General features: G+C 54.3%; 10 protein-coding genes, 1 tRNA gene, 2 rRNA genes and 2 pseudogenes. 5 read left to right on the forward strand and 10 right to left on the reverse strand.

Annotated elements, in window-relative coordinates; translation table 11 throughout:
• The first annotated feature begins 111 nt into the window (after positions 1-111).
• The 4 genes from SULPSESMR1_RS20225 (at position 112) to SULPSESMR1_RS25070 (ending at position 3,886) form a co-directional block, all read left to right on the forward strand.
• On the forward strand, positions 112-1,098 hold the full coding sequence (locus tag SULPSESMR1_RS20225) for a tripartite tricarboxylate transporter substrate binding protein (protein WP_089422872.1): 987 nt from the start codon (positions 112-114) through the stop codon (positions 1,096-1,098).
• A 103-nt stretch (positions 1,099-1,201) separates the two neighbouring features.
• The gene (locus tag SULPSESMR1_RS20230) at positions 1,202-1,690 is read left to right on the forward strand and encodes a tripartite tricarboxylate transporter TctB family protein (RefSeq protein ID WP_089422989.1); all 489 of its coding nucleotides are present in this window, start codon (positions 1,202-1,204) and stop codon (positions 1,688-1,690) included.
• A 12-nt stretch (positions 1,691-1,702) separates the two neighbouring features.
• Positions 1,703-3,217 carry a tripartite tricarboxylate transporter permease gene (locus SULPSESMR1_RS20235; RefSeq protein ID WP_089422873.1) on the forward strand — a complete coding sequence of 505 codons (1,515 nt, stop codon included), beginning with the start codon at positions 1,703-1,705 and terminating at the stop codon, positions 3,215-3,217.
• 282 nt (positions 3,218-3,499) lie between these two features.
• A complete protein-coding gene (locus tag SULPSESMR1_RS25070; RefSeq protein ID WP_157729066.1) occupies positions 3,500-3,886 on the forward strand; it encodes a hypothetical protein in 387 nt (128 codons plus the stop codon).
• Between the two features lie 176 nt (positions 3,887-4,062).
• Here SULPSESMR1_RS25070 and SULPSESMR1_RS20240 read toward each other — a convergent pair whose 3' ends face one another.
• Positions 4,063-5,202, reverse strand: coding sequence for a DUF2855 family protein (locus tag SULPSESMR1_RS20240; RefSeq protein WP_089422874.1), 1,140 nt, complete (start codon positions 5,200-5,202; stop codon positions 4,063-4,065).
• Between the two features lie 149 nt (positions 5,203-5,351).
• The gene (locus SULPSESMR1_RS20245) at positions 5,352-5,996 is read right to left on the reverse strand and encodes a TetR/AcrR family transcriptional regulator (RefSeq protein WP_089422875.1); all 645 of its coding nucleotides are present in this window, start codon (positions 5,994-5,996) and stop codon (positions 5,352-5,354) included.
• An 836-nt stretch (positions 5,997-6,832) separates the two neighbouring features.
• Here SULPSESMR1_RS20245 and SULPSESMR1_RS20255 point away from each other — a divergent pair.
• Positions 6,833-10,135: a DEAD/DEAH box helicase family protein gene (locus SULPSESMR1_RS20255; RefSeq protein WP_240311217.1), complete on the forward strand. Its 3,303-nt coding sequence runs from the start codon at positions 6,833-6,835 to the stop codon at positions 10,133-10,135.
• A gap of 12 nt (positions 10,136-10,147) precedes the next feature.
• Here the strand turns inward: SULPSESMR1_RS20255 and SULPSESMR1_RS20260 are convergent.
• The 8 genes and pseudogenes from SULPSESMR1_RS20260 to SULPSESMR1_RS20295 all read right to left on the reverse strand — a co-directional run.
• Positions 10,148-10,657 (reverse strand): annotated as a pseudogene (locus SULPSESMR1_RS20260) (IS630 family transposase); the annotation flags it as partial.
• 31 nt (positions 10,658-10,688) lie between these two features.
• Positions 10,689-11,045 (reverse strand): nucleotide-binding protein, encoded by a 357-nt coding sequence (locus SULPSESMR1_RS20265; protein WP_089422879.1) that lies wholly within the window; start codon positions 11,043-11,045, stop codon positions 10,689-10,691.
• Between the two features lie 236 nt (positions 11,046-11,281).
• On the reverse strand, positions 11,282-13,141 hold the full coding sequence (locus SULPSESMR1_RS20270) for an ATP-dependent nuclease (protein ID WP_089422880.1): 1,860 nt from the start codon (positions 13,139-13,141) through the stop codon (positions 11,282-11,284).
• Between the two features lie 245 nt (positions 13,142-13,386).
• Positions 13,387-14,577, reverse strand: a pseudogene (locus SULPSESMR1_RS20275) (IS1182-like element ISRssp12 family transposase); the annotation flags it as partial.
• A 12-nt stretch (positions 14,578-14,589) separates the two neighbouring features.
• A protein-coding gene (locus tag SULPSESMR1_RS20280; RefSeq protein ID WP_089422512.1) for an IS630 family transposase occupies positions 14,590-15,548 on the reverse strand; the annotation gives its coding sequence in 2 pieces (ribosomal slippage) (positions 14,590-15,204 and positions 15,207-15,548; 957 coding nt in all).
• A 108-nt stretch (positions 15,549-15,656) separates the two neighbouring features.
• Positions 15,657-15,733 (reverse strand) — tRNA-Met (locus tag SULPSESMR1_RS20285).
• Positions 15,734-15,786: 53 nt separating this feature from the next.
• Positions 15,787-15,901, reverse strand: a 5S ribosomal RNA gene (gene rrf / locus SULPSESMR1_RS20290).
• A gap of 116 nt (positions 15,902-16,017) precedes the next feature.
• Positions 16,018-18,848 (reverse strand): 23S ribosomal RNA (locus tag SULPSESMR1_RS20295).
• Between the last annotated feature and the right edge of the window lie 205 nt (positions 18,849-19,053).

The following is a 19,053-nucleotide window of genomic DNA, read 5'->3' on the forward strand; positions in this document are numbered from 1 at the left end:
GTGTTCCCACACAATGACTGGCCCTTTTGCGGTGTCAGGGTTCTGTCAGCTTTGCATGCTAGCATTACCTATGGGCGGCGGAGGTCCGCCTGTCAAATGGGAGGAATACCAATGAACACCTATGGGTGGACACGCCGTGCGTTGATCGCAGCGGCAACAGCAAGCTTTGCAATGACAGGAATGGCCAAGGCCGACGGACACCAAATGATGGAATCCGTACACTTTCTGATCCCCGGCGGCGCCGGTGGTGGCTGGGACGGCACGGCGCGCGGCACCGGTGAGGCGCTGATGAATTCGGGGCTTGTGGGCAATGCGACCTATGAAAACCTCTCTGGTGGTGGTGGTGGTGTGGCCATCGCAAGCCTGATTGAAAACGCGGCCAGCAGCGAAGGCACGCTGATGGTGAACTCCACGCCAATCGTGATCCGCGCCCTGACCGGCGAAATTTCCCAAAGCTTCCGTGACCTGACACTGGTCGCAGGCACTGTGGGCGACTATGCGGCGTTGGTGGTTCTGGCCGACAGCCCGATCACATCAATGGACGATGCACTGGCCATTTACCGCAAAGACCCTAACGCCCTGACCATCGGCGGCGGGTCGGTTCCCGGTGGCATGGACCACCTTGTGGCCGCGATCATCATGCAAGGCGCGGGTGAAGACCCGACGGCCTTCAACTATGTCGGCTATGACGCTGGCGGTGAAGCGATGGCCGGCCTTCTATCGGGTGAGATAAAAGCGCTGTCCACAGGCTTTTCCGAAGCCATCGCGCTGGCCGAACAGGGCGAAATCCGTATCCTGGGCGTCACCGCGCCCGAGCGTGTGCCAGCCTATGATTCCGCGCCCAGCTTTGTCGAACAGGGGATCGACGCGCAATTCGTGAACTGGCGCGGGTTCTTTGCAGCCCCTGGCCTGCCCGGGGAAAAGCTGACCGCCTATCAGGATCTGCTTGCCGCGATGATGGAAACCCCTGAATGGGAAGTGATGCGCGCGCGCATGGGGTTGGTCAACATCTTCCGTCCGGGTGACGAATTCGCCACTTTTCTCGAAGCTCAGGAAAAGCAGCTTGGCGATTTGATGCGTGAACTTGGGTTCATGTAAGCGACTGTGGCGACACAGTTGGTAACATGACATGGCGGATGCCCCGCGCCGTTCGGGGCATCCGCAGACAGCAAAACAAAACATAAAACAGGAGGGGCCGTCGATGACGCTGGATCGCTGGATCGCGCTAGCCTTTATCACGCTATGCTGCATTTATGGCTATGCCGCATTTTTTACAATGGACGACCAATTGCCGCCAATCTTGCGACGCAATCCGGTCTGGCCTTCGACCTTTCCCAAGATCTTGACGGTGCTGGGGCTGATCGCCGGTTTTGTCATCCTGTTCGGCTCCAAGCGCGCAGCGGGTGACGCCAAGAAAGACGGGGCAATCGATCTGACCCGTCTCGGCAACTACCATGTCGGGCAGGCTTTGGCGTTGATCGCCTTGATGGTTGCCTATGCCTTTACGCTGCGGCCCTTTGGGTTTGTCGGCGCGACCATCAGCTTTTTGCTGATCGGGTCGCTGGTCCTTGGCGAGCGGCGTTTTCACATCATGATCCCTGTGGCCGCGATTGCCGCCGTTTCGATCTGGTATCTGGTGCAAGAGGTGTTGGGGATTTTTCTGCGTCCCTGGCCCGCGATGTTCATGTAAAGGAACAGGGAAATGATTGAAGGTATTCTGATTGGCCTTACCACGGCCATTACCCCGTTCAACCTGATGATGGTAGTTGCGGGTTGCCTGATCGGCACGCTGATCGGCATGTTGCCCGGGCTTGGGCCGATGTCGATCATCGCGATCATGATCCCCGTGGCCATTGGCATCGGCGATCCGACATCGGCGCTGATCTTGTTGTCAGGGGTGTATTACGGGGCGATTTTCGGGGGTTCTACCTCTTCGATTCTGCTGAACGCGCCGGGGGTCGCAGGAACAGTCGCGACCGCCTTTGACGGCTATCCCCTTGCGCGCAAAGGACAGGCAGGCAAGGCATTGACCATTGCCGCCATCGCCAGCTTCGCAGGTGGCACGATCGGGGCGGTCCTCTTGATGATTTTCGCGCCCGCTCTGTCCACGGTGGCGCTGCTGTTCCACTCAGCCGAATATTTCGCGCTTATGGTGGTGGGCCTGTCGGCCATCGCGGCATTTGCCGGCACGGGTCAGGTGGCCAAAGCGCTGATGATGACGATCCTTGGTCTGATGCTGGGCACAGTAGGAGAGGGAGCACTTTCGAACACACCACGCTTCACCTTTGGCATGATGGAACTGCAATCGGGGTTTTCTTTCATCACGCTGGCCATGGCCATGTTCGCCCTGCCCGAGGCACTGTTTCTTGTCATGAACCCCAACCGTGCAGCTACTGGCGACGGCGGCAAGATCAGCGGGTTGCGCATTTCACGCGCCGAGGCCCGCAGCATCGCGCCTGTGATCGGGCGGCAATCCATTCAGGGTTTCTTTATCGGAGTCCTCCCCGGAGCCGGGGCAACGATTGCATCGTTTCTGGGCTACGCGGTGGAACGCAACATCGCCAAGGGGGCTGAACAGGAGGAGTTCGGCAAAGGGTCTCTCAAAGGAATTGCCGCACCTGAAAGCGCCAACAATGCCGCCTGCACCGGATCTTTTGTGCCACTTTTGACACTGGGCATTCCCGGGTCAGGGACCACCGCAATCCTGTTGGGTGCGCTGCTGGCGCTGAACGTCACGCCGGGACCGCGGTTGATGGTGGATGAACCGGGTGTGTTCTGGACCGTGATCATTTCAATGTACCTTGGCAATCTGGTGTTGCTGGTTCTGAACCTGCCGCTGATTCCCTATATTGCAAAGATCCTGACAATCCCGCGTACATTCCTGATCCCTTTCATCCTGTTTTTCACACTGATGGGCAGTTATCTGGGCCAGAACAATTCTACCGAATTGTTTATCCTTGTGGGCTTTGGCGTGATCGCAACATTCCTCAGGTTCGCCGACTACCCGCTGGCGCCGTTGCTGATCGGGTTCATCCTTGGCGTGATGCTGGAAAACAACTTTGCACGCGCCATGCAGCTGTATCGCGGCTTTGATTTCGTGTTGGAACGTCCGATGACGTTGGGCCTGCTGGTGCTCGCGGTGCTTCTGGTGGTCCTGCCAAGCTTCCGCTCTTACCGCGCACGAAAGCGGGCCGAGGGCGTTGCCGATGGCGACTGATGGCGGGGCAACGGCGCGCAGCATACGGCTGACCGCGGGGTCGTCCCGTTGGTGTTTCAGCCGGGTGAAGCAAGCTCATATCCGGAAGAGTACTGGCATTCCCAACAGTCTTCCATTGAGCAAACAGCCGTTACCCTGCTAAGGGAAGCAACAGGTGAAGAAAATTCGATTCCGGACATGGTGGACATAGTGTTCGGAGCATTACCGACTTTGACATTTCTGATTCACTCCTGAATTCGAAAACACCTCTTTTTGTGACCATATTGGAAAGATCGAATAAGAATGACATCCAAATCCTTCGTAAAATTTACGCGCCCGTTTACGCTTTTTCTTGCACTGCTAAGTGTGGCGGCATGTGAGAGTCCACAGGACACTGCTGCCCGCCAAGCTCAGTTTGACGGGCTGCCGCTTTCCCAAGTCATTGCCACAATTGGGGCGCCAACACAAAAGAGCAGCACATCTGCAATCTGGCAATACAATGAGACAAAAACCGATTTTGTACCCATCTACAGCTATGATCAGTTTGGGAAAGCTCGTGTTTCAGGGCAACGACAACAAACGGTCACACTCAGTTGCACGTTTCAAGCGACACTTGACAATAACCGTGTGGTCGCGAGCAGCTACGATGGAAACAGTTGCGGTCGGTTTGCGCCAAAGCTAAGCACTTAATCCCGCAGCAAGCGCGCTCAGCATCCTGAGAATTTTGGTTCACTCATCTGGGCCGTTGTCTGTCAATTAACATGCCAACCTTGAGCGCCAAAAGCCATTATACGCTCCACAGCGGTCGGGCCTTTATTTTGCAACGGAACCCGCCCCCAATACCGATATTGCCATTCATTATTTAGTTATGGCAACGCCACAATATATCCTTCATCAGCCCTCGCTTCGTTCAAGCAGAGTTTATGTACAACCCCGGCAGCAGCCTCGAGGCCATTATTGTATTTCAGTGTTAACCAGGGACTTTCCAGATTTCCAACCCGTTCAACAAATTGGGCTTGCTTCTCGCTCATGCCTTTGAGCACGGATTTTGCACCCAGCTCCTCGACACGTTTCCGGTAATGAACGGCAGCAAAGAAAAACTGCGTTTTCCCCTGGTTACTTGTACTTTGCTCGAAAAATTCCATGTTGGACGCAGAGCCCACATAGCAATCCTGAGCCAGATTTTGACCAAAATGCCGATGCACTCTGCTTCTTAAATCCACGTCACCGGAAAAATCAATATAGATCGTGGGAACAGACGGATCAATCTCTTCCAAGTCGTCATAGGTCGCCACCGTTTGATAGCACCCCAAGCTTTGAACAAAGTCTTTGTTTCTGGAGGATGTCAAACCTATCAATTTTACATCTAGTTGATCGGAAAGGCAAAATGCAGATCCATAGGCTGTCTTGCTGGACGCTCCAGAAATGATCGCATGCCTTACCTTAAAAAGGTCTCTTTCCAGAAGGTAATCCGCCAACATGTAAGAAGTCAGAAACAGTGGCCTTAGCAGCATATGATAATCGCTCATTTTGGAATTTAACCCTGTTTCATCATACTGGGTGTAATAATTGTAGGCTGCAGGCAGGTTCTGTCGATGCGTTGAGGTGTCAACAAAGCCGCGCGAGCTGCTTTTGCCCGCTCTTAACTTTAGGTGACTCGCCATAGGGTAGTAGCCAAAGTATTGCTCACCAACGGGTACGTCCTCGGCGGCACTTGCCACAACCGTACTTATACCCCAGACGGGCATATGCCCCCAAGCCTCTTCGTTTGTCGGAAAAAACTGCCAATAGTTCATCGAATCACCAAAAGCAGCGTAGGTGATATTGTTGGTCGTCAAAGCGAATTTATCAATTTTAACAATAACTTCATCGTCTTTCAGGTCGGTCGTCATTGCGAAGGTGTCTATTTTTGAATGCTCAAGCTTACCCTTTTTCGATAGGAGTCGTTGAACCTCAAGCTGCTGGGGAAGCAAGAGAGCTGTGTTGGCGGAAAAGTTGTGAGGCATGGCAATAAGCTCCCGAATATGGCGTTGATCTGCTGGCCATATTATCAAACACTATCGCCGGATGCGTTCGGATTTCAGTGGATCAATCAGCGTGATGGATTATTGGATTTCCAACAGGCTGATCCCAATATTAAGACGAAGTGTTCGGTTTATCTGGCAGATGGTCGATCTGCATGTAGCAGCGCTCGGCACATAGTATGAATATCATCCAGCCAGTTTCCCAGTTCACTATCTTTTACCTGGGCAATCAGCTTGTATCGCCTGACGCCCCAGACCATCAGAAACATTAGCCTGATCGTTTCCGGAGCGGGGCGCACGGGCAGATCTGGCCAGGAGGATACGATGTCCACCCAGATTTGGGCGAGCCTTTCGAAGGCATGGCGATGGTGTCTTTCTTCGGAAATCAGGCCTTCCCGCAACAGCATTTCATGATCAAGATAAGGAGAGTTGGGATGCTGACCCGCAGTCACTCTTATGACGTGATACAAGCGCTCTAACCAGGGCTTCCCCTCGGATGAAAGATTGTATTCACGCAACCTCACAATATCCTGCTCAATACAATTCCTGACATAACCAGACAAAAGTGCAGTGGTATTCGGAAAATATTCGTACAGTGTCCCCACCGCATACCCGGTTTCTTCAGCTATCGCACGAGTCGTTGCTGCTTCCGGCCCATCGCGGCGCCAGATACGCACAAACCCGTCATAAAGAGTGTCTACGGTAAACTGGGCGCGGCTTTGTCTGGGACGCTTGTGAGGAAGTTGCGCATGCGGATTCTTAGGCTTTTCGGCCATAGCTGATACACCGTACTTTCACTGGCCGTCCCTCGTTCATCTAACATAGCAGACGACCTGGTTCATTCCATCTGCTTTTATGTGGCTGCAACGTGTATCCGAACAATCTCCGGTCCAGACCTTGGCTGATCTCAAAAGTACCCCTCTTTGTCAGCGACGACGCATACTGCAGAGATCCGAACCAATTCCGCACGCAAGGCATTTCTCAGGCGAATGGCCTCGGAGGCGGGACCTTTGTTCTTCACTGGATACCAAAACGGCAAAATCCCGCCGTAGCGGGTTCTGGGGTATCTGGATTTGTTGAAGAGTTAGTGTTGGTTGCGGGAGGGTACAACCAGCGTTGCCGAACAACTTTGAAATGCAGGGTTTGAAAAGAGTTGCCGTCATTTCCATCAGGTCCAAGCCTAAAACTCTATGACAATCGGCGCGGTTCACGCACTGCCGGGCGCCGAACGACCGGTCGTGATCCTCTCGCCCGTCTACTCGAAACATGCGGATGGCAACTTCATCGACGAATCAGCCAGCTTGCTCAACGTCACTGCACGCCAAGATCGGGGAGCTGGCGGTGGCCACCCCACCCCAAGCACCGGCCGTGCTGTTGGGAGGCGTTGGGCCGCTCCCGGTCCCCCCTCTCTCGCGAGCTAACTTGGACCCCGGGGAGTGAATGCAGAAAGCAGAGGCTGGACACGCGGCAGGCCGAAAAGATTCATTGCCTCAGGCTAGAAACACCCGCCATACTCTAAGAAACTTGATCTACCTGGTATTACCTATTGTTTTCGCTCCCGACTTGGCTCCGTCCAAAGCCACAGAACATTGACCAGCCTAAGGCCACTCAATTGGCCGAGACCGACCTCGCGGCTGCGCCCAAGGTCGGGACCAATATCGACCGGCCTGTCATTGACCTCTACCGGCCGCACATCACGTCTGGCGATTGCCTGATCGTGACTGGCTATCAGGACTTCCTTTCTTCGCTCGCCGTCCTGATGAAAGAGGTCAAGGAGCTAAAAGACCCTGACACAGACCCAGACATCCGCATTCGGATATCATTCGGTATCGATACGGGGAACTCTCGACGTTTGGCAAAACCGAGACCTGTAACTGAAGAAATGAAGCTCTATTGGCTGGAAAAGTCCGGCCTGCAGGTCGAGGATGACGATGACCTGCTCGCTGTGCTTGCAAAGCGCGCGATCCAAACTCGCAAGATTGAGCTTCGCGTCTTTGACCCCGTGCTGGCCCAGTCCCGCCTGGGGATCAACGGGGATCGTCGGATGCATTCCAAGATTGTGAGTTCGCCAATAGGCGCGGTGGCTGGCTCGGCGAACTTCTCACGCTCAGGGCTGTACAGCAATATTGAATATGCAGATGGGCTCGACGCTGGAACGCATGAGCTCCAGCTTGAGCGCACCAGTGCGGCTGAGCAGATTTGGGACGTTTCGACCGACTGGACTGCTGAAGCGCTCGAGATCCTCGACAAGCTGATAAAGCCCGCCACCGCCGAAGACGCCACGGCGCGCATGATCGCGGAGCAGAAGGGCTTTGAGCCCTGGCTCACAGGCAGTCGCCAAGAAATCACCGGGCACACGCTCTATGATTACCAACAGGAGCTGACCTATGAGGCCTGCTCTATCACGTATGATAACGGTATAGCCTTCGTAGAGGCGCCTACAGGCTCGGGTAAAACCGAAATCGGATGCCACCTCGCCGAGGCCTTATCGGAAACCTTTTCTCGGGTCATTCCACGCTCTCCTGTGCACGGTGTCGCCAGGAAGAACGCGGCTGTCATCGCGCCGCCGAAGGTCATCCCGAGCTGGGAAAAGCACTCCACGAACTCTTTGGAGGCCATACCAAACACTAGTCTTTCGAAGAAGCGCCTGAGAGGAGCTGGCGACGACAACGAGACCGGTCTGAGACTAGATCAGTTCGGTATACTTATCATCGACGAAAGCCATACGGTTACGCCCGGCTTCGAACAGGCATCCCAGATGGCTGCAGCGGTCGAACTCGCACCACCAAGCTGGAATGTCTGCTTGTCTGCCACGCTGCTGGGCAATCGTGACGTGGACTGGCTTACCCATATGCAAGAAAAGCGCGCCTCTATCTTCATGACCCCAAACTACATACAGGCCATGGGTGAGCTGTTTGACCGCGAAATGCAAAGTTCGCCTGACATTTTCGATCAGAAAGCACCACTTGCTGTCTTATCCGAACCGGAAACGGCTCTTTCACGGCAGGCCCGCACGGAACTCTCTGAGCTGATTTCGCCTTTTCTGGCGCGCCGCCAGCGCCGATGCATTGGCGAGGACGAGGATCGCTCCAAGCATGGCTACCCCAAGCTTGCCAATCATGGGCGACCCAAAACGCTGAAGCTCACGAAACCTCAGAGGGCACGCCTCGACGAAATCTTGGCACTGTGTAATGATCTCGCACCCGGCGGGCGGGTTACGGCAGTCGAGAAGAGCCGTTTCGGCCACGTCAAAACGCAGCAGAGTACTCAGGACCAGCTCCATATCCGAAACCTGCTGAACATACTTCGAGTGAACGCAGCGCAGGCAGCTTGGGAGATGTCCCACGGCGTTATCGGGAAATGGCTGCGGGAATTTGAGCAAGGCTCCAAGAAGGGGCGTAGAGCGCCGCACCCAGGTCAGTCCGATATGTTCGGTCTGCTTGGCGTCGACGCGCTGGCGGCACCCGAGAAGTGTGACGCTCTAGCCCAAAAGCTCAACTCGCGTTCGCTACGCGAGGTTGACGAAAAGCGGTACGAAGCCTGCCACCGCATCCAGCAACAGATGGACCGGGTTGTTTTCCTCGCAGAGCGCACAGACACGCTCGAAATCTTCGCTGAAGCGCTGTCACGCCGCGGTCACCACACGAACTTCGTTGTTGGTAACCAGACGAAGGGTGATGAGAGGGCAGTCAAGGCCATCTTTGGCAACGGACCGGATGGCTTTCGACGGATCACGCACGGCAAGTCTGTCGAGTCCTACTTTCGTCCTGGCGGGAGGAACGCCCCGGAAGGGCCAGCATCGGTCTTTTTAACCTACAAGATGGCCGAGGGTATCAACCTTCAGTCAGCCGATACGCTTGTTCTGCTTGGGGTGACGTCGAACCTCAAGGAACTCATCCAAGGATTGGGGCGCATCGACCGCATCGACAGTCAATTTGGGGTTGTGAACTATCACCTTGTCGATATTCCGGTTGGTCAGTTTGCGTCAGATGAGAAGGTGACCAACCGCATCGAGAACTATCGAACACTTGCTGGTGAAGAACTAATTGACGCTGTGCAGGAGGATGGCTCAGACGACACCGAAGTAATTTTGGAAAGCGTGACCAGATACCTCGGATCGGCCAGGCGCTTGCGAGACAACAACTTCCACGACGTTCTAGCTCGGACGAAAGAGACGATCTCTCCGGAGCGTTACAGGCTCATCCGTAAGGCAAAAATCGAAGGCACCTGGGGCGCTGAATTAGCTCTCTTGTCCGCTAGAGAGAGCTTCACCGCGCTGCATCTGAAGGGCGTCGACAAGCCGACCAACTTCTTCCCTCCGCGTTTGCTGCTGCTACATGCTTCTGAGACTGGCCTGACTTTGGAGCGAGGTCAGCTGGCCTGCGCAAAGACCCTTGATTCAGCATACGAGCGGACCAGAAGCCTGGGCATGGAACAGACCAGGATGACAGAGGAGGATCTGGCAAGCGCGCTTGAGACCGTCTCTGGCCAACTTGGAGTGCTTACGGAATGGGACCTACGCCCAGCACGCGTTGAAAGCTTGATGAAAGCATGTGCTGAGTTCATGAGCCGGCGGGGTGACAAGAACCACGATGATCGAGAGCTGTTCGGGCACCTATCCCTCCCCGCCATCGAAATGATCTGTGAGTCTTGGAGCAGGCTGCTCGATCCCTTCTGGGAGCAAGCCAAGCAAGAGGTGCGGGACAGCTTCGCCTACGAGGACCTGCCGAAGGGATACATCGCGATCCAAGCAATTCTGCAGAAGCTTGAAAATGACGTTCGACACGCTGACGAGGTACACCAAAAGATGTCCAAGGTGATCGAGGAAGCAGAGCTTCTGTCGAGGGATCATGAACCAGAGATCGGGCGGCGGGTTTCGGTGGTCTTCTTTTCGACCGGAGCGGGCGAACACTAAAGCAGCCGACTTTTAACCTGAGACATATCCGGCAGCCTTAAAGTAGTTCCAGCATTCTTCTGGCGAGAATAGATCGCAGATTTCTGTGAGGGCGTGGAACATATCTGTGAATGTTCGAGCGCCGATCCTGCGCAGGTGTGCTTTGAGTTTGGAGAACGCCATTTCAATTGGGTTCAGGTCGGGGCTGTAGGGCGGCAGGAACAGGAACCAGCATCCGGCTTCGCGCATGGCTTTGGCAGCGGCGGCATTCTTGTGCGTGGCAAGATTGTCCAGGATGACAACAGTGCCTGGTTCCAGCTCTGGCACCAGCACTTGTTCGACGTAGGCGGCAAAGGCTTCGCCATCCATCGCGCCTTTGATGACCCATGGCGCGAGCAAGGCATCGGCACTGAGACCCGCGATGAAGGTCTGTGTGCCCCAACTGCCGAAAGGGGCATCCATGACGAGGCGTTCGCCGCGCTGCGACCATCCGCGCTGTCGAGTCAGGTTGGTTTTGACCGAAGTTTCGTCAATGAATAGTATGTGTCGCACAAATCCACCTTAGACGAGGCTTCTAGCGCACCTTGATTTGATTTGGCGACGAAAGGATGATCTGCGGCTTTCCCTTGTACAGTTTTAACGTTCCACTGATCGCAACGGTTTTGCCTTCCAGCGCGTGAACTCCGGAAAAGTGACTGGCACTATTCCGAAAAATAACGCCGTAGAAGATGTGGTTTGGATATCGCCCGCCAAAATTGATAAATATTGTGCCACCGCTGCTGCTCGACACCTGACTAACCACACCCTCGACGGTCATCTCTTGACCAATATACTGTGGCGCATCGCTTGCTGAGATTGTTTCGGCTTGGGCCGGAACAGCAAGAAGGAGCGCGACCATAGCGACAGATAGAAAATTGATTACGTGGCGCATAAAATTCCAAACATAATGAAGTGTTTTTCTAGATTATTTTCAGATTTTGGCAGCTTTATGACCAAAAGGTCATTTTCCGGAAGGTACGTGAATGTGCTGCGTAATGGAGCATTAAACTCATTCAATTGCGCTGGTGACGTGATCGGCCCGAAGCCGACGTTCAAGCCATCAGTCCACGCTGCAGCGCAGCTTTCGGATAGCGGACGTTCGTGCATATCGGAGTCCAGCTTCGATCTTCATTCTATCGCCAATGCAGTGGCAACCACAGTAAGGACATCCTCACCGCCAGCCACGGTGATTGGGAACCCTTTGACATCAAGCACCTTACTCTTCAATGAGATTTGCAGCTTTCCGTCGACAGCCTGCAAGTCGAACATCCCTGCAAGCTCGGGAGTTACGGATCTAGCAATCGCATTCAGATTGGTGGCGCCTTGCCCGGCCCGAATTTTCGCGAGCGCGGGTGCACATATTGCCAGAAGAACTTCTTGTAGTGCTTCAGCCTCTACAATTTTTTCGGCGGCAGAAGCGAATTGCAAGCATCGTACAACATCTTCGTAAATCCTTCGTACCTGTTCAGAGTCCGCAGCAGCGAGGCCAGCAGCTTCAACAGCCGCAACCTCAGGCTTTGATGCCGCACCTTCCTCGGCGTTGAATGCAAAATAGCTCTCAATAGCGCCTTTTCGAAGCACAAAGCAGCCCTCTGCTTCCAGTAGACTGAGTAACGTTTCCAAGCGCCGTTTGATCGACTCCCATTGTTCTCCGTGATCCAACGAGCGGACTTCTTCATCCGAAAGGATAAATATAGTAGAAAAAGCAGACCTTCTCTGGGCCTTTCTTTGAGCGTCACCTTGTCCGTGCTCGCGTTCGATCCAATAGGGATGCTTTGCTGCTTCTGCCTCGATAGAAGCCCAGTTGGCATCAGTCATTTGGCAAAAGTCATTATAGACTTGGCTGGCCAATTCAGTCGCAGACCCCGCACCAAGGCTAGCAGCAGCAATGTTAGCGCTTTGGGAATTCAATATGAAATGCGCCAACTCTAGATTGTCGGTTAGAGCATCCGCGTCAGCTAGGATTACTGGTCTCTTTCCCATCATGCGGAACAGCTTACATACGATGGCAAACTGACCCTTACCGATAACTGGCAAGACTTGGGAGCCACCGGCCTCCAACTGAAGGTCTAGTTTACGGGCAACACTTGAACCGACGATGACATCTGAAGGACCTTCAACAAGCAGAGGTGACGAAGCAAACAATGCTAGTTTGTGCTCCTGTCCCATTCGGCCAAGTAAAGCTGCAATTTTCCTGCTTTGAAGTTCGCCCGCATCCGCAGGTATTTGAGTCGGATTCTCTGAAATCTCTGAAACGAATACTAAATTAAGTAGATCTGAGGGTTTGCTGAGTTCGATAAACTCAGTTGAGTGCGTGCAAAGAACGATGATCTTCTTGTTGGTTTCAGCTTCCGGCCAGCCCGAAACGGATATTATCTCCTGAAGCAGAAATGCTTGCAATTGAGGGTGCAACGACACCTCTGGCTCATCGAGGAGGAGCGCGCCCACATCATCATCATAGATCATCGCCAACAGGCCCACTAAGTGCAGAAGACCTGACGCCTCCCGTCCAGATGAATAGGCGGCGCTGTCACCATGTAGAAAAAACACCTTAATGGCTCCAGCATCCCAGCGAATTTCGATGTCCCGCTTGAAAAGCTTCCGTAAGCGTTCCTTGACCTTTATTAATATGTCAGGCCGGGCAGCAAGTGTCTGAAATGCGCCGTTCAACGTTTCGGTTTGGTGACGCCGCGCTTGCTCTCGCTTTCCACCATATACCGCCTCGTCGTATCGGGGCTGACCACTCCGCTGACCATCATAATCGGATCGGTAGCTTTCCAATATTCCAATCCGGCCTGCTGAAACGAAGCTCACCTTTTTTCCTGAAATGGCTTGCTGCAACGATTGCTTCATTCCACGCATTAACTGAGTCTTCCCAGAACCATTTGGACCAAGAATGACCGTCATGCCCGAATGAAGAGTAACCGTTTTCGCGACATTTCCGCTGGACAGCGTGATATTTGAAGTAATTTCGATCGGAAAACTCAATTAAATTGCTCCATCCAAATAGGGCTTGTTAAGATATGTCGCGTTTATCGCTAGATGAAGATGAATTCGGAATCCAGTAAACAAATATTATGTACGCTCCTGCGAATCATGTGCCCGCTTCTTTTCTAGTGGAACCATGACTGCGCATCCGCAGCGAACGGCAGCTCTCCGCCGATTTTGTGGAAAAACTAACGTTTGCGAGCGCAGAAATGGCTGTTCCAAATGCCGCGCGAGCGCCTTTCCTGTCAGGCTTTTCGCGTTTGCTGCGGTGCGGGAAAGATCTTGGCCAGTTTCCGGAGGTTCTGGGCGGTTGCGGCGAGGAGGAATTCGTCATTTGCGCCGCATGGACCACGTAATCGCAGTCGGCCTAAGCCAAGGATGCGTTTGAGGTGGGCAAATAGCATCTCGACCTTTTTTCGGAGCTTCATCGAGATGTCGTATTGGCGGGTCTTGGCGATGTCGCGGGCGACTTGGCGGGCGTCTTCATGCTCTTCGCGGGTGATCTTGCGCGCCTCGGCGTTGGGGCAGCATTTGGCTTTGGATGGGCACGCCTGGCAGACGTCCTTCAATGCGCGGTAACGGGCTGTGCCATTGCCGGTTGGTCCCCGGTTCGGGTCCGAGTAGTTGCGGCGGAACTGCTTCAGCTCATGGCCCTCGGGGCAGATATATTGGTCGTTCTCGGCGTCCCACTCGAACTCTGCCCGCGTCCAAGTGCCGTCGTTGCGTCCGGACTTGTCTATAACCGGGATGTGCGGCGCGATCTTGCGATCGACCAGCCAGCCCAGCATCGGTCCGGTGCCGTAAGCCGTATCTGCAATCAGCCGTTCGGGATGCAGACCGAACCTGGCCTTCACCCGCTTCAGCATGGTCTTGGTCGATCCGACCTCGGCCTGCCGGATCGACCTTGTGGCTTCTACATCGACAATCACGCCATGATCCGTGTCGATCAGGTAGTTGTCGGAATAGCTGAAGAAAGCGGGCCCCTTGCGCGCGGCGGTCCACTGGCTGGCCGGGTCGGAATGCGAGGTGAACTTGGGCTGGACCTCGCTGGCCGCACCGAATGCTGCCTCGTCCAGCGTGTCGAGATACTCCCGAACCGCGCGGGGAGCGTCAGCCGGATCAATCCGCGCCGCGTCCCAGTCGTCCTTCGGCGTCGAGTTCTGCTTGTTGGCATCCGCCTCGATCAGGCTGGCGTCGATGGCCATGCGTTGGCCACTGACCAGACCCTCCGCGATGCAGCGCGCGACAGTCGTCTCGAACAGGTGTCGCAGAAGTTCGCTGTCGCGGAAACGCCCATGTCGGTTCTTTGAAAACGTCGAATGATCCGGGACCCGGTCACTCAGGTCAAGCCGGCAGAACCAGCGATACGCGAGGTTCAGATGCACCTCTTCGCACAGCCGCCGTTCGGACCGGATGCCGAAGCAATACCCCACTAAAGCGTCCTGCCTTTAACCTGCGACATATCCGGCAGCCGTGAAGTAATTCCAGCACTCGTCGGGAGAGTAGAGGTCGCAGATCTCGGCGATTGCGTTGAACATGTCGGTGAATGTTCGCGCTCCGATCCGGCGCAGGTGTGCTTTGAGCTTTGAGAACGCCATTTCGATGGGGTTGAGGTCGGGACTGTAGGGCGGCAAGAACAGGAACCAGCACCCTGCCTTGCGCAATGCTTTTTCCGCTTCGGCATTCTTGTGCGTGGCGAGATTGTCCAGAATGACGACGGTTCCGGGTGAGAGTTCCGGCACCAGCACCTTTTCAACGTAAGCGGCGAAGGCCGCGCCATCCATGGCCCCTTTGATCACCCAGGGGGCGATCATCGCGTCGGCACTCAGTCCGGCTATGAAGGTCTGGGTGCCCCATGAGCCGAAGGGGGTGTCCATAATCAGGCGGTTGCCGCAAGGGGCCCATCCCCGCTGCCGCGTCAGGTTCGTCTTCACGGATGTTTCGTCAATAAAGACAACGCGTTCCGGGTGCTTCGATACGGCTGGGAGGCGCTGCTTGAACCAGTCTTCGCGCTGTCGCCTTACCTTGGCACGGCGGCGTTCGGTGGCGACCAGCGATTTTTTTTATACGTATAGCCCAGCTTGCGAAGGAACTTACCGATGGCGTTGGGGTGCGCCTGAACACTCGTTGCGTCAAACAGGGCTGCACTCAGCTCGGGCATCGTGATGTCTCCATCTTGCTCGATGATTTCAGCAAAGAAGCTCCGATGCGGGTCCAGCTTGCCCCGGCCTTTTGGTCGGCCCTGCGGAGCTGCCTCTGCCCGGCCGGTCCGCCGGATCGCAAGCGCCCACCGCGCTCCCGTGGCGGGCGAGAGTTTCAAGCGCAATGCCGCCGCGCGACCGCTTAACCCTTCCTCAATGTATCGCTGAAACCGCGCCCGAAGCGCGTCTGGCAAAGGTGCTGACATGATCCATCCTCCCAAACAGGATGAATCACAGTTGAAGCATCAAGGGAATCCCTTTTGATTCAAGTTTTGCGTCGGACGCTTTAGTACATTGTAATGTATATTGTATTTTGGTTGCGGGAGTAGGATTTGAACCTACGACCTTCAGGTTATGAGCCTGACGAGCTACCGGGCTGCTCCATCCCGCGCCAGATGGTTTGAGGGATCGTTTAGAGAGATACGCATTCGGAGGTTTTACTAGGTTTGGCAATGACCTACTCTCCCACGTCTTAAGACGCAGTACCATCGGCGCTACAGCACTTAACTGCCAGGTTCGGGATGGGGCTGGGTGTTTTGCTTGCGCTATGATCACCAAACCAAGAAAAACCTCTGAATGTCCAAGTCATGTACGACTGTATTATGTGTATGCTTTTGATTGTCTTTCGATGCGGTCATTCACGGTTTTCACTGTGAAGTCTTGCTTCTACTGGATCAAATCAAGCCTATCGAGCAATTAGTACCAGTCAACTGAACGCCTTACAGCGCTTACATCTCTGGCCTATCGACGAGGTGGTCTACCTCGGCTCTCAGGGATACCTTGTTTTGAGGGGGGCTTCCCGCTTAGATGCCTTCAGCGGTTATCCTGTCCGATCATAGCTACCCAGCACTGCCGTTGGCACGACAACTGGTCCACCAGTGGATCGTTCACCCCGGTCCTCTCGTACTAGGGGCAACTCCTCTCAAGTATCCTACACCCACGGAAGATAGGGACCGAACTGTCTCACGACGTTCTAAACCCAGCTCACGTACCTCTTTAAACGGCGAACAGCCGTACCCTTGGGACCTGCTCCAGCCCCAGGATGAGATGAGCCGACATCGAGGTGCCAAACACTGCCGTCGATATGGACTCTTGGGCAGTATCAGCCTGTTATCCCCGGCGTACCTTTTATCCGTTGAGCGATGGCCCTCCCACTTGGGACCACCGGATCACTATGGCCGTCTTTCGACTCTGCTCGACTTGTCAGTCTCGCAGTCAGGCTGGCTTCTGCCATTGCACTCAACGAGCGATTTCCGACCGCTCTGAGCCAACCTTCGCGCGCCTCCGTTACGCTTTAGGAGGCGACCGCCCCAGTCAAACTACCCGCCACACAGGGTCCCGGATCCGGATAACGGACCGCGGTTAGACAACAAGCGAGGCAAGGGTGGTATCTCAAGGGTGGCTCCACAAGGACTAGCGTCCCTGCTTCAAAGCCTACCACCTATCCTGCACATGCCTGACCTATTGCCAGTGTGAAGCTGTAGTAAAGGTGCACGGGGTCTTTCCGTCTAACCGCGGGAAACCTGCATCTTGACAGGTAATTCAATTTCGCTGAGTCTATGTTGGAGACAGCGGGGAAGTCGTTACGCCATTCGTGCAGGTCGGAACTTACCCGACAAGGAATTTCGCTACCTTAGGACCGTTATAGTTACGGCCGCCGTTTACCTGGGCTTCAATTCAGAGCTCTCACCCCTCCTTTTAACCTTCAGGCACCGGGCAGGCGTCAGACCCTATACGTCGTCTTACGACTTCGCAGAGCCCTGTGTTTTTAATAAACAGTCGCCACCCCCTGGTTTGTGCCCCCAGCCTCTAGTTGCCTAGAAACTGGGCCTCCTTCTCGCGAACTTACGGAGGTATTTTGCCGAGTTCCTTCAACATAGTTCTCTCAAGCGCCTTGGTATTCTCTACCAGTCCACCTGTGTCGGTTTAGGGTACGATCTAGCGATGGAGCTATTTCCAGGAACCTCTAAGCAGCCCATTCAATCCGATAAGGATGAACTACCTTCGAGATCCGTCACTTCCATCTGGCCCAGGAATATTAACCTGGTTCCCATCGACTACGCCTTTCGGCCTCGCCTTAGGGGTCGGCTTACCCTGCTCAGATTAGCTTTAAGCAGGAACCCTTGGACTTTCGGCGAGGGAGTCTCTCACTCCCTTTGTCGCTACTCATGTCATCATTCTCACTAGTGATCTCTCCACCGGATCGCTCACGCGCCGGCTTCACAGAAAACTCCGCGTCTCCAATCGCCCCGAAGGGCTTAAGGAGACATGGAATTATGTCACACTACGCTCTGCTACCATGCACTATGTGCATCCTAAGCTTCGGCTCATGGCTTGAGCCCCGTTACATCTTCGCCGCAGGACAACTTGATTAGACCAGTGAGCTGTTACGCTATCTTTAAAAGATGGCTGCTTCTAAGCCAACTTCCTGGTTGTTTTGGTCGTCCCACCTGCTTTCCCACTTAGCCATGAATTAGGGGCCTTAGCTGTAGGTCAGGGTTGTTTCCCTCTTCACGACGGACGTTAGCATTCGCCGTGTGTCTGCCATCTAGTACTCCCCGGTATTCGGAGTTTGGTTAGGATCAGTAAGCCTGTGGGGCCCCATTACCCATCCAGTGCTCTACCCCCGGGGGTATTCGGATGACGCTCTACCTAAATAGATTTCGCAGAGAACCAGCTATCTCCGAGTTTGATTGGCCTTTCACCCCTAGGCACAACTCATCCCGACCTTTTTCAACAGGTGTGGGTTCGGACCTCCAGTAAGTGTTACCTTACCTTCATCCTGGTCATGCCTAGATCACTCGGTTTCGGGTCTGATCCCACGAACTCGACGCCCTATTAAGACTCGCTTTCGCTGCGCCTACACCTAACGGCTTAAGCTTGCTCGTGAGACCAAGTCGATGACCCATTATACAAAAGGTACGCTGTCAGGCCTCAAGGGCCCTCCAACTGATTGTAGGCGTTCGGTTTCAGGTACTGTTTCACTCCCCTCGTCGGGGTGCTTTTCACCTTTCCCTCACGGTACTGGTTCACTATCGGTCAGTAAGGAGTACTTAGCCTTCGAAGGTGGTCCTCCGATCTTCAGACAGAATTTCACGTGTTCCGCCCTACTTAATACGTCCTATCGTGCTTCATATACGGGACTGTCACCCACTATGGTTGGCCTTTCCAGACCATTCTATTCACATTCAAGGCTCGGCTGGTCCCCGTTCGCTCGCCGCTACTAGGGGAGTATCAATTGATTTCCTTTCCTCCGGGTACTTAGATGTTTCAGTTCCCCGGGTTTGCTTTTCTAAACCTATGTATTCAGTCTAGAAATACCTGGTTTACCGTATTATTAGCCACCCCGAAGGGTAGTAATAACACAGTATCAGGTGGGTTGCCCCATTCAGAAATTCATGGATCAAAGCTTATTCTCAGCTCCCCATGACTTATCGCAGAGTATCACGTCTTTCATCGCCTCTTACTGCCAAGGCATTCACCAAACGCCCTTTTCGCGCTTGATTTGATCCAGAAAAAGAAAGACTTGAAGCCAACCTGCAACCTTGCGGCCACAAGAAGACGTCGCATCAAACACGACCGGGCAGCTGGTAACTAAACCCGATCTTCTTCTGGGATCAAAAGTATACTTTTTCCCGCCAGCATGTTTGTGCATGCTGACAATGAACGGCTCTTGAGTGTTCACCATCCGTGCAGGAAGTGAACAGAACC

Origin of the sequence: Pseudosulfitobacter pseudonitzschiae (assembly GCF_002222635.1) — a bacterium.
GTDB classification, from domain to species: Bacteria; Pseudomonadota; Alphaproteobacteria; order Rhodobacterales; family Rhodobacteraceae; genus Pseudosulfitobacter; species Pseudosulfitobacter pseudonitzschiae_A.

Coding starts and splice junctions, on each gene's coding strand:
- SULPSESMR1_RS20265 (WP_089422879.1), bottom strand. CDS start 11,045: ATGCGCCACGTAATCAATTTTCTATCTGTCGCTATGGTCGCGCTCCTT.
- SULPSESMR1_RS25070 (WP_157729066.1), top strand. CDS start 3,500: ATGACATCCAAATCCTTCGTAAAATTTACGCGCCCGTTTACGCTTTTT.
- SULPSESMR1_RS20225 (WP_089422872.1), top strand. CDS start 112: ATGAACACCTATGGGTGGACACGCCGTGCGTTGATCGCAGCGGCAACA.
- SULPSESMR1_RS20240 (WP_089422874.1), bottom strand. CDS start 5,202: ATGCCTCACAACTTTTCCGCCAACACAGCTCTCTTGCTTCCCCAGCAG.
- SULPSESMR1_RS20235 (WP_089422873.1), top strand. CDS start 1,703: ATGATTGAAGGTATTCTGATTGGCCTTACCACGGCCATTACCCCGTTC.
- SULPSESMR1_RS20230 (WP_089422989.1), top strand. CDS start 1,202: ATGACGCTGGATCGCTGGATCGCGCTAGCCTTTATCACGCTATGCTGC.
- SULPSESMR1_RS20245 (WP_089422875.1), bottom strand. CDS start 5,996: ATGGCCGAAAAGCCTAAGAATCCGCATGCGCAACTTCCTCACAAGCGT.